The 11,755-nt window shown below is 49.8% G+C and carries 11 protein-coding genes; all 11 read left to right on the top strand.

Features of this window, described 5'->3' with window-relative positions; all coding sequences use genetic code 11:
• Positions 1-413 precede the first annotated feature (413 nt).
• The 11 genes from atpI to glmS all read left to right on the top strand — a co-directional run bounded on the left by atpI (position 414) and on the right by glmS (position 11,465).
• Positions 414-794 carry a F0F1 ATP synthase subunit I gene (atpI, locus tag NNO02_RS21065; protein ID WP_045449005.1) on the top strand — a complete coding sequence of 127 codons (381 nt, stop codon included), beginning with the start codon at positions 414-416 and terminating at the stop codon, positions 792-794.
• Between the two features lie 8 nt (positions 795-802).
• Complete coding sequence (gene atpB, locus NNO02_RS21060; protein ID WP_005121454.1) at positions 803-1,618, top strand: F0F1 ATP synthase subunit A; 816 nt, start codon at positions 803-805, stop codon at positions 1,616-1,618.
• A gap of 46 nt (positions 1,619-1,664) precedes the next feature.
• A complete protein-coding gene (atpE, locus tag NNO02_RS21055) occupies positions 1,665-1,904 on the top strand; it encodes a F0F1 ATP synthase subunit C (RefSeq protein WP_000429386.1) in 240 nt (79 codons plus the stop codon).
• A gap of 59 nt (positions 1,905-1,963) precedes the next feature.
• Entirely contained in the window at positions 1,964-2,434 is a 471-nt protein-coding gene (gene atpF, locus NNO02_RS21050) for a F0F1 ATP synthase subunit B (protein WP_040232304.1), read from the top strand.
• Positions 2,435-2,448: 14 nt separating this feature from the next.
• Entirely contained in the window at positions 2,449-2,982 is a 534-nt protein-coding gene (gene atpH / locus NNO02_RS21045) for a F0F1 ATP synthase subunit delta (RefSeq protein WP_005121457.1), read from the top strand.
• A gap of 12 nt (positions 2,983-2,994) precedes the next feature.
• Positions 2,995-4,536: a F0F1 ATP synthase subunit alpha gene (atpA, locus tag NNO02_RS21040; protein WP_003827026.1), complete on the top strand. Its 1,542-nt coding sequence runs from the start codon at positions 2,995-2,997 to the stop codon at positions 4,534-4,536.
• A 50-nt stretch (positions 4,537-4,586) separates the two neighbouring features.
• A complete protein-coding gene (gene atpG / locus NNO02_RS21035; RefSeq protein ID WP_005121458.1) occupies positions 4,587-5,450 on the top strand; it encodes a F0F1 ATP synthase subunit gamma in 864 nt (287 codons plus the stop codon).
• Between the two features lie 26 nt (positions 5,451-5,476).
• Positions 5,477-6,859: a F0F1 ATP synthase subunit beta gene (atpD, locus tag NNO02_RS21030; RefSeq protein ID WP_003023806.1), complete on the top strand. Its 1,383-nt coding sequence runs from the start codon at positions 5,477-5,479 to the stop codon at positions 6,857-6,859.
• 20 nt (positions 6,860-6,879) lie between these two features.
• A complete protein-coding gene (locus NNO02_RS21025) occupies positions 6,880-7,299 on the top strand; it encodes a F0F1 ATP synthase subunit epsilon (RefSeq protein WP_005121460.1) in 420 nt (139 codons plus the stop codon).
• A gap of 659 nt (positions 7,300-7,958) precedes the next feature.
• Positions 7,959-9,329 carry a bifunctional UDP-N-acetylglucosamine diphosphorylase/glucosamine-1-phosphate N-acetyltransferase GlmU gene (glmU, locus tag NNO02_RS21020; RefSeq protein WP_271455641.1) on the top strand — a complete coding sequence of 457 codons (1,371 nt, stop codon included), beginning with the start codon at positions 7,959-7,961 and terminating at the stop codon, positions 9,327-9,329.
• Between the two features lie 306 nt (positions 9,330-9,635).
• A complete protein-coding gene (gene glmS / locus NNO02_RS21015) occupies positions 9,636-11,465 on the top strand; it encodes a glutamine--fructose-6-phosphate transaminase (isomerizing) (protein WP_005121462.1) in 1,830 nt (609 codons plus the stop codon).
• Positions 11,466-11,755: the final 290 nt, after the last annotated feature.

The following is an 11,755-nucleotide window of genomic DNA, read 5'->3' as shown; positions in this document are numbered from 1 at the left end:
GTGTTAATTATTTATTATAAATGTCAATGAGCGGTTTTTTTGTTGTTAGGGGTTATTTCTAAAATAGTGACGGTTTTTACGCTTAAATATCAAAAAGATGAAAAGGCATCATTTGCCACGTAAATTAATTGAGCGAAGGTGAATATGTTCAATATGTGATCTGGTGCACGCTTTGTCGCCAGTGTTTACGCGGTATTTGCAGTTTTGCATGATCGTTCACAGTTTGCCAAAAAGTAATAAATGTGGCCTGGAGAAAAATATTTAAACATTTATTCACTTTTTAGCTACTTATTGTTTGAAATCACGAAGGCGCACCGTATAATTTGACCGCTTTTTGATGCTTGACTCTAAGCCATAAAGAACGTTTTATACGACACGCGGCATACCTCGAAGGGAGCAGGAGTAAAAACGTGATGTCTATGTCGCTCTTGAGTCGAAACGTTGCTCGTAAGCTTCTGCTCACACAGCTTCTGGCGGTAATAGCAAGTGGATTGCTGTTTAGCCTCAAAGACCCTTTCTGGGGCATCTCCGCATTGTGCGGGGGATTGGCAGTGTTACTGCCTAATATGTTGTTTATGATATTTGCCTGGCGTCACCAGGCACATACACCAGCAAAGGGCCGAGTGGCCTGGTCGTTCGCTTTCGGCGAAGCCTTCAAGGTGTTAGCGATGCTGGTTTTGCTTGTGGTGGCGTTGGCGGTTTTGAAGGCGGTGTTCTTACCGCTGATCGTTACGTGGGTTTTGGTGCTGGTGGTTCAGATACTGGCACCGGCTGTAATTAACAACAAAGGGTAAAAGGCATCATGGCTTCTGAAAATATGACGCCGCAGGAATACATAGGGCACCATCTGAATAACCTTCAGTTGGACCTGCGTACTTTCTCGCTGGTAGATCCGCATAACCCCCCAGCCACCTTCTGGACGCTCAATATTGACTCCATGTTCTTCTCGGTGGTGCTGGGTCTGTTGTTCCTGCTTATGTTCCGTAGCGTGGCCAAAAAGGCAACCAGCGGCGTACCAGGGAAATTTCAGACCGCGATTGAGCTGGTAATCGGCTTTGTTCATGGCAGTGTCAAAGACATGTACCATGGCAAAAGCAAGGTTATCGCACCGCTTGCCCTGACGATCTTCGTCTGGGTCTTCCTGATGAACCTGATGGATTTACTGCCAATCGACCTGCTGCCGTATATTGCTGAGCATATACTGGGCCTGCCGGCGTTGCGCGTAGTTCCGTCTGCGGACGTAAACATCACCCTGTCGATGGCGCTGGGCGTGTTTATCCTGATTCTGTTCTACAGCATCAAAATGAAAGGCATCGGCGGCTTCGCGAAAGAGTTGACGCTGCAGCCGTTCAATCACTGGGCGTTCATTCCTGTCAACTTAATCCTTGAAGGGGTAAGCCTGCTGTCCAAACCAGTTTCTCTTGGTCTGCGACTGTTCGGCAACATGTACGCTGGTGAGCTGATTTTCATTCTGATTGCTGGTCTGTTGCCGTGGTGGTCACAGTGGATTCTGAATGTGCCGTGGGCCATTTTCCACATACTGATTATCACGCTGCAAGCCTTCATCTTCATGGTTCTGACGATTGTCTATCTGTCGATGGCGTCTGAAGAGCATTAATTTACCAACACTACTACGTTTTAACTGAAACAAACTGGAGACTGTCATGGAAAACCTGAATATGGATCTGCTGTACATGGCTGCCGCTGTGATGATGGGTCTGGCGGCAATCGGTGCTGCGATCGGTATCGGCATCCTCGGGGGTAAATTCCTGGAAGGCGCAGCGCGTCAACCTGATCTGATTCCTCTGCTGCGTACTCAGTTCTTTATCGTTATGGGTCTGGTGGATGCTATCCCGATGATCGCTGTAGGTCTGGGTCTGTACGTGATGTTCGCTGTCGCGTAGTAAGCGTTGCTTGAATTAAGAGCAATATCAGAACGTTAACTAGATAGAGGCATTGTGCTGTGAATCTTAACGCAACAATCCTCGGCCAGGCCATCGCGTTTGTCCTGTTCGTTCTGTTCTGCATGAAGTACGTATGGCCGCCATTAATGGCAGCCATCGAAAAACGTCAAAAAGAAATTGCTGACGGTCTTGCTTCTGCTGAACGAGCACATAAGGATCTTGACCTTGCAAAGGCCAGCGCGACTGACCAGCTGAAAAAAGCGAAGGCGGAAGCTCAGGTAATTATCGAGCAGGCAAACAAACGCCGCGCTCAGATCCTGGACGAAGCTAAAACTGAAGCAGAGCAGGAACGTACTAAAATCGTGGCACAAGCGCAGGCGGAAATTGACGCCGAGCGTAAACGTGCTCGCGAAGAGCTGCGTAAGCAAGTTGCTGTCCTGGCTGTTGCTGGCGCCGAGAAGATCATCGAACGTTCCGTGGATGAAGCTGCTAACAGCGACATCGTGGACAAACTTGTCGCTGAACTGTAAGGAGGGAGGGGCTGATGTCTGAATTTATTACGGTAGCTCGCCCCTACGCCAAAGCAGCTTTTGACTTTGCCGTTGAGCACCAAAGCGTTGACCGTTGGCAGGATATGCTGACGTTTGCCGCTGAGGTGACGAAGAACGAACAAATGGCAGAGCTTCTCTCTGGCGCACTGGCGCCGGAAACGCTCGCTGAGTCGTTTATCGCAATCTGCGGTGAGCAGTTAGACGAAAGCGGTCAAAACCTGATTAAGGTAATGGCTGAAAATAACCGTCTTAATGCGCTCCCGGATGTTCTTGAGCAGTTTATTCACCTGCGTGCAGCCAGTGAGGCTATCTCTGAGGTAGAAGTCACTTCTGCCAATGCACTGAGTGATGAACAGCTTACGAAGATTAGTGCAGCGATGGAAAAACGTCTGTCACGCAAAGTTAAGCTGAATTGCAAAATCGATAAGTCTGTAATGGCAGGCGTAATCATCCGTGCGGGTGATATGGTCATTGATGGCAGCGTACGCGGCCGTCTTGAGCGCCTTGCAGACGTCTTGCAGTCTTAAGGGGACTGGAGCATGCAACTGAATTCCACCGAAATCAGCGAACTGATCAAGCAGCGCATTGCTCAGTTCAGTGTTGTGAGTGAAGCTCACAACGAAGGTACTATTGTTTCTGTAAGTGACGGTGTTATCCGCATCCACGGTCTTGCTGACTGTATGCAGGGGGAAATGATCTCTCTGCCGGGTAACCGTTACGCTATCGCACTGAACCTGGAGCGCGACTCCGTAGGTGCAGTTGTGATGGGTCCGTACGCTGACCTCGCCGAAGGCATGAAGGTTAAGTGTACGGGGCGTATTCTGGAAGTTCCGGTTGGCCGTGGCCTGCTGGGTCGTGTGGTGAACACTCTGGGTTCCCCAATTGACGGTAAAGGTCCGGTTGATAACGATGGCTTCTCGCCAATCGAAGTTATCGCACCAGGCGTAATCGAACGTCAGTCCGTAGATCAGCCGGTACAGACCGGTTATAAATCCGTTGATGCCATGATCCCAATCGGTCGTGGCCAGCGTGAGTTGATCATCGGTGACCGTCAGACCGGTAAAACCGCGATGGCAATCGATGCCATCATCAACCAGCGTGACTCCGGCATCAAATGTGTGTACGTGGCTATCGGCCAGAAAGCGTCCACCATTTCTAACGTGGTTCGTAAACTGGAAGAACATGGCGCACTGTCCAACACCATCGTTGTTGTGGCGACCGCGTCTGAATCTGCTGCACTGCAATACCTGGCACCTTATGCCGGTTGCGCAATGGGCGAATACTTCCGTGACCGCGGTGAAGATGCACTGATCGTTTATGATGACCTGTCCAAACAGGCTGTTGCTTACCGTCAGGTTTCCCTGCTGCTCCGTCGTCCACCAGGACGTGAAGCATTCCCAGGCGACGTATTTTACCTCCACTCCCGTCTGCTGGAACGCGCATCCCGCGTTAACGCGGAATACGTTGAGAAATTCACCAATGGTGAAGTCAAAGGTAAAACCGGCTCCCTGACCGCGCTGCCGATTATCGAAACCCAGGCGGGTGACGTTTCTGCGTTCGTTCCGACCAACGTAATTTCCATTACCGATGGTCAGATCTTCCTGGAAACCAACCTGTTCAACTCCGGTATTCGTCCGGCAGTTAACCCGGGTATCTCCGTATCCCGTGTAGGTGGTGCAGCGCAGACCAAGATCATCAAGAAACTGTCCGGTGGTATCCGTACCGCTCTGGCACAGTATCGTGAACTGGCAGCGTTTTCTCAGTTCGCTTCCGACCTTGACGAAGCTACGCGTAAGCAGCTGAGCCACGGTCAGAAAGTAACTGAACTGCTGAAGCAGAAACAGTATGCCCCAATGTCTGTTGCACAGCAGGGTGTGGTGCTGTTTGCGGCTGAACGCGGTTACCTCGAAGATGTGGAACTGGCGAAAATCGGTAGCTTCGAAGCGGCTCTGCTGGCTTACGTTGACCGTGATCACGCTCCGCTGATGCAAGAGATTAACCAGTCCGGTGGCTATAACGATGAAATCGAAGGCAAGCTGAAAGCTATCCTCGATTCCTTCAAAGCAACCCAGTCCTGGTAACGTCTGGCGGTCTGTCTTAGGGCGGACCGCAAGGCATTGAGGAGAAGCTCATGGCCGGCGCAAAAGAGATACGTAGTAAGATCGCAAGCGTCCAGAACACGCAGAAGATCACTAAAGCGATGGAGATGGTCGCCGCTTCCAAAATGCGTAAATCGCAGGATCGCATGGCGGCCAGCCGTCCTTATGCAGAGACCATGCGCAAAGTGATTGGTCACCTTGCGAATGGTAATCTGGAATATAAGCACCCTTACCTGGAAGAACGCGACGTTAAGCGCGTGGGCTACCTGGTGGTGTCGACCGACCGTGGTCTGTGCGGTGGCTTGAACATTAACCTGTTTAAAAAGCTGCTGGCGGATATGAAAACATGGTCCGATAAAGGCGTTCAGTGCGACATCGCAATGATCGGCTCTAAGGGCGTGTCTTTCTTTAATTCCGTAGGCGGTAACGTGGTTGCTCAGGTAACCGGTATGGGGGATAACCCTTCCCTGTCCGAACTGATTGGCCCGGTTAAAGTGATGCTGCAGGCCTACGATGAAGGTCGTCTGGACAGACTGTACGTTGTCAGCAACAAATTTATTAACACCATGTCTCAGGTTCCGACTCTCACTCAGCTGCTGCCTTTACCGGCTTCAGAAGATGAAGAGTTAAAACAAAAAGCCTGGGATTACCTGTATGAACCAGACCCGAAACCGCTGCTGGATACCCTGCTGCGTCGTTACGTTGAATCTCAGGTTTATCAGGGCGTGGTAGAAAACCTGGCCAGCGAGCAGGCCGCACGTATGGTGGCGATGAAAGCCGCGACCGACAATGGCGGCAGCCTGATTAAAGAGCTGCAGTTGGTATACAACAAAGCTCGTCAGGCCAGCATTACTCAGGAACTCACCGAAATCGTCGGTGGTGCATCCGCGGTATAACCAGGTTAATTCGTAGAGGATTCAAGATGGCTACTGGAAAAATTGTCCAGGTAATCGGCGCCGTGGTTGACGTCGAATTCCCTCAGGATGCCGTACCGCGCGTGTACGATGCTCTTGAGGTTATGAATGGTAAAGAGAGCCTGGTGCTGGAAGTTCAGCAGCAGCTCGGCGGCGGTATCGTACGTACCATCGCCATGGGTTCTTCCGACGGTCTGCGTCGTGGTCTGGAAGTTAAAGACCTCGAACACCCGATCGAAGTCCCGGTAGGTAAAGCAACTCTGGGTCGTATCATGAACGTTCTGGGTCACCCGATCGACATGAAAGGCGATATCGGTGAAGAAGAGCGTTGGGCTATCCACCGCGCAGCACCTTCCTATGAAGAGCTGTCCAGCTCTCAGGAACTGCTGGAAACCGGCATCAAAGTTATCGACCTGATGTGTCCGTTCGCTAAGGGCGGTAAAGTTGGTCTGTTCGGTGGTGCGGGTGTAGGTAAAACCGTAAACATGATGGAGCTTATTCGTAACATCGCGATTGAGCACTCCGGTTACTCTGTGTTTGCGGGCGTAGGTGAACGTACTCGTGAGGGTAACGACTTCTACCACGAAATGACCGACTCCAACGTTCTGGATAAAGTATCCCTGGTTTATGGCCAGATGAACGAGCCGCCGGGAAACCGTCTGCGCGTTGCGCTGACCGGTCTGACTATGGCTGAGAAATTCCGTGACGAAGGTCGTGACGTACTGCTGTTCGTCGATAACATCTATCGTTACACCCTGGCCGGTACGGAAGTATCCGCACTGCTGGGTCGTATGCCATCAGCGGTAGGTTACCAGCCGACCCTGGCGGAAGAGATGGGTGTTCTGCAGGAACGTATCACCTCCACCAAAACTGGTTCTATCACCTCCGTTCAGGCGGTATACGTACCTGCGGATGACTTGACTGACCCATCACCAGCAACCACCTTTGCTCACCTGGATGCAACCGTGGTACTGAGCCGTCAGATCGCTTCTCTGGGTATTTACCCGGCAGTTGATCCGCTGGACTCCACCAGCCGTCAGCTGGATCCGCTGGTTGTTGGTCAGGAACACTATGACACTGCGCGTGGCGTACAGTCCCTGCTGCAGCGTTATCAGGAACTGAAAGACATCATCGCCATCCTGGGTATGGATGAACTGTCTGAAGAAGATAAACTGGTGGTAGCTCGTGCGCGTAAGATCCAGCGCTTCCTGTCCCAGCCGTTCTTCGTTGCGGAAGTATTCACCGGTTCTCCGGGTAAATACGTTTCCCTGAAAGACACCATCCGTGGCTTTAAAGGCATCATGGAAGGCGAATACGACCACCTGCCAGAGCAGGCGTTCTACATGGTTGGTTCTATCGACGAAGCCGTAGAAAAAGCCAAAAAACTTTAACGCCTTAATCGGAGGGTGATATGGCAATGACTTACCACCTGGACGTCGTCAGCGCAGAGCAACAAATGTTCTCTGGTCTGGTCGAAAAAATCCAGGTAACGGGTAGTGAAGGTGAACTGGGTATTTTCCCGGGTCACGCACCGCTGCTCACCGCCATTAAGCCTGGTATGATCCGCATCGTTAAACAGTTCGGTCATGAAGAGTTTATCTATCTGTCCGGCGGCATTCTTGAAGTGCAGCCTGGCAACGTGACCGTACTGGCTGATACCGCGATTCGCGGTCAGGATCTCGATGAAGCGAGAGCCCTGGAAGCGAAACGTAAGGCTGAAGAGCATATTAAGAGCTCTCATGGTGACGTGGATTACGCTCAGGCATCTGCGGAACTGGCCAAAGCGATCGCGAAACTGCGCGTTATCGAGTTGACCAAAAAAGCGATGTAACACCGGCTTGAAAATACGAAAACCAGTCTGCTAGCAGGCTGGTTTTTTTTTGCCTGTGTTTTAAATATTTTGAAACTGAAAAGGTATTTTGATTTTATGTGATCTGCATCACATAACTATTGATCGATTAAAAAATGAAGCGTAGACTTGTTTTTGTGATGTATGTCACATAATTAACTCAGATAAAAACAGGATACCAACATGAAATTGTTCAACAAAATCATCGCCCTTTTCAGCCGTATGGACGTTTAGTCATACCTGTCTGTTATGTGGCGCGAGGCTTCACATCGTTGAGAGCAAGCGCCATTTATTTAGCTCCTTAACCTCTTGTTTGTACACTCCTCCTCTCCCCCCTAATTGTTACCTTCTCCATTTTTCTGCTTGTCACTGAATCATATAAAAAAATCGTGCGATGCTTACCCAATTCTTTATTCATGGGGCAAAAAAATAGCAAAAACATTAACCTAAGGCTTTAATAAGAGCATGCTCCTGGTTTTTGGGAGACAAAAGGCGCCGATATAGTCGAAAATAGTGAGTTAATAGTTAGGGATTTTCCCCTATTGAACGTTTTATCTTCGGCCCATTTCATGATGAAAAAAATGTAGTATTTTCAATGTGAAAGGGTATAAATTCGTTCTCAAATGACAGTCAGGATGTGTATGTTGAATAATGCTATGAGCGTCGTGATCCTTGCCGCAGGCAAAGGTACACGTATGTATTCCGATCTTCCTAAAGTGCTGCACACTCTCGCAGGAAAAGCGATGGTGCAGCATGTTATTGATGCCGCTAATGAATTAGGCGCAACTCATGTACACCTGGTCTACGGGCATGGTGGTGATTTGCTTCAGCAGACGTTGAAAGATGGCAATCTGAACTGGGTTCTGCAGTCAGAGCAGTTGGGAACCGGTCATGCAATGCAGCAGGCTGCACCGTTCTTTGGTGATGACGAAGACATTTTAATGCTTTATGGCGATGTGCCGTTAATCTCCACCGAAACGTTACGCCGCCTGCGCGATGCTAAACCTCAGGGTGGTATTGGCTTATTAACCGTAAAACTGGACGACCCAACCGGCTATGGGCGCATTACGCGTGATAACGGCAAAGTTACTGGCATCGTTGAGCACAAAGATGCGACCGACGAGCAACGCCAGATCCAGGAAATTAACACTGGCATCCTGATTGCCAATGGCGCTGATATGAAGCGCTGGTTGTCGAAACTGACCAACAACAACGTGCAGGGTGAATATTACATCACCGATATCATTGCGATGGCGTACCAGGAAGGTCGCGAAATTGCTGCGGTACATCCGGCACGTATTAGCGAAACCGAAGGGGTGAATAACCGTCTTCAGTTATCTCGTCTTGAACGTGTCTATCAGTCCGAACAAGCAGAGAAACTGCTGTTAGCAGGCGTTATGCTGCGCGATCCAGCACGTTTTGATCTTCGCGGTTCGCTTATTCACGGGCGCGATGTTGAAATTGATACTAACGTTATCATTGAAGGCAACGTAACCCTTGGCGATCGCGTCAAGATTGGTACTGGCTGCATTATCAAAAACAGCGTAATTGGCGATGGCTGTGAGCTTCGCCCGTACAGCGTGGTGGAAGATGCCCATCTGGAAGCGGCCTGTACAATCGGGCCTTTTGCGCGTCTGCGCCCAGGCGCTGAGCTGCTGGAAGGTGCGCACGTGGGTAACTTCGTCGAAATGAAAAAAGCGCGTCTGGGTAAAGGTTCTAAAGCGGGTCATCTGACGTATCTCGGCGACGCTGAAATTGGCGATAACGTGAATATCGGTGCGGGTACGATCACCTGTAACTACGATGGCGCTAATAAGTTTAAAACCATTATTGGCGATGATGTTTTTGTCGGTTCTGATACTCAGCTGGTGGCTCCCGTCACCGTGGGTAAAGGCGCGACGATCGCTGCCGGAACCACAGTGACGCGTAATATTGCTGATAACGAGCTGGTATTAAGCCGTGTACCTCAGGTCCATAAACAGGGCTGGCAGCGCCCAGTGAAGAAGAAGTAATAATTTTTGCCTGATGGCGGTTTTGCCTTATCCGGCCTACGTGCGGCGACGTTTTGTAGGTTAATAAGTGCTTACGCTATCAGGCAGACAGGAGATGAGGGGATAACATAATCCTCCACTCTAAAAGCAGTACCTATAAAAATAACCCCACTCTCTACAAGGCTCGGGGCACCCGGAATACGGGGATTACCCAAAGTTTTTCGTGCTGTAGCAAGCGTAACCAACGTAGCTACGGAGTGAAAGACGAAGGGGAAACAGGTTGACCGACAACGACAGGCACAATGCCTAAATTCGGAATCAAAAAATATGTGTGGAATTGTTGGCGCTATCGCGCAGCGTGATGTAGCTGAAATCCTTCTCGAAGGTTTACGTCGTCTGGAATATCGTGGTTATGACTCAGCCGGCCTGGCTGTTGTTGATGCTGAAGGTAACATGACCCGTCTGCGTCGTCTGGGTAAAGTTCAGATGCTGACTGCTGCAGCGGAAGAACATCCGTTACACGGTGGTACGGGTATCGCCCACACCCGCTGGGCAACACATGGCGAACCTTCAGAAGCGAACGCGCATCCGCATGTTTCTGAGCACATTGTGGTGGTGCATAACGGCATCATCGAAAACCATGAACCGCTGCGTGAAATGTTGAAAGCGCGTGGTTACACCTTCGTATCTGAAACGGACACCGAAGTGATTGCTCACCTGGTGCACTGGGAGCTGGAACAGGGCGGTACACTGCGTGAAGCGGTACTGCGTACTATTCCGCAATTGCGCGGCGCATACGGTACGGTGATTATGGATACCCGTAATCCTGAAACACTGCTGGCGGCGCGTTCTGGTAGCCCGCTGGTTATCGGTCTGGGCATGGGTGAAAACTTTATCGCTTCCGACCAGCTGGCGCTGCTGCCGGTAACCCGTCGCTTTATCTTCCTGGAAGAAGGTGATATCGCCGAGGTAACGCGTCGTTCAGTCTCTATTTTTGACAAGACTGGCGCTGAAGTAAAACGTCAGGATATTGAATCTAATCTGCAATATGACGCGGGCGAAAAAGGTATTTATCGCCACTACATGCAGAAAGAGATCTATGAGCAACCGAACGCGATTAAAAATACGCTGACCGGGCGTATCAGTCATGGCGAAGTGGATTTAAGTGAGCTTGGTCCTAATGCCAACGCGTTGCTGTCTCAGGTTGAGCATATCCAGATTATTGCCTGCGGTACGTCATATAACTCAGGCATGGTATCCCGTTACTGGTTTGAGTCGCTGGCTGGCATTCCCTGTGATGTGGAAATTGCTTCTGAGTTCCGTTATCGCAAATCCGCTGTGCGTCGTAACAGTCTGATGATTACCCTGTCTCAGTCCGGTGAAACGGCGGATACCTTGGCGGGTCTGCGCTTATCTAAAGAGCTGGGCTATCTGGGGTCGCTGGCAATCTGTAACGTTCCTGGCTCTTCTCTGGTTCGTGAATCTGACCTGGCGATGATGACAAATGCCGGGACCGAAATCGGCGTGGCCTCAACGAAAGCATTTACCACCCAGCTGACAGTTCTGTTGATGCTGGTGGCGAAGCTGTCTCGTCTGAAAGGGCTGGATGCGTCTATTGAACAAGAGATTGTTCACGGGTTGCAGGCGCTGCCGAGCCGTATTGAGCAGATGCTGTCACAGGACAAACGTATTGCTGCACTGGCGGAAGACTTCTCTGACAAACACCATGCACTGTTCCTTGGTCGTGGTGATCAGTACCCTATTGCGCTGGAAGGCGCCCTGAAGCTGAAAGAGATTTCTTATATTCACGCAGAAGCGTATGCCGCTGGTGAACTGAAGCATGGTCCGCTGGCGCTGATTGACGCTGATATGCCGGTTATCGTGGTTGCACCGAACAATGAGTTGCTGGAAAAACTGAAATCCAACATTGAAGAAGTGCGTGCCCGTGGCGGCCAGTTGTACGTCTTCGCTGATCAGGATGCAGGATTTATCAGTAATGAAAATATGCACATCATCGAGATGCCGCATGTGGAAGAGGTGATTGCACCGATCTTCTATACCGTTCCGCTGCAGTTGCTTGCGTATCACGTCGCGCTGATTAAAGGTACTGACGTGGATCAGCCGCGTAACCTGGCAAAATCGGTTACTGTTGAATAAATTTTTGTTGTAAACCTTAAAGGGAGTTGCCGTAATGGTAACTCCCTTTTTTTGTTTAAAAACAGAACAGTCGCATTAAATGTTCATTTTTTGGTGGAATAAATAGTACTTGTTGTTTGTCAGTTGTATTTGTTAAAAATAGTAAGCTATAAAATCTGTTGTGAATAAATTTATTCTGAAAAAATGCTTTGTTAATGTTATTCTGAATGGCGACGTGTGTTATCATTTGTTTTATATATAATGTGATATCGCTATGTTATTGGAAATATATCAGATTATTCAATTATTCC

This window comes from Citrobacter sp. Awk 2, assembly GCF_028069815.1.
In the GTDB taxonomy this organism is placed as follows: Bacteria; Pseudomonadota; Gammaproteobacteria; order Enterobacterales; family Enterobacteriaceae; genus Citrobacter.
Note: the sequence above shows the minus strand (reverse complement) of the source record. Positions and strands in the feature narration are given on the sequence as shown.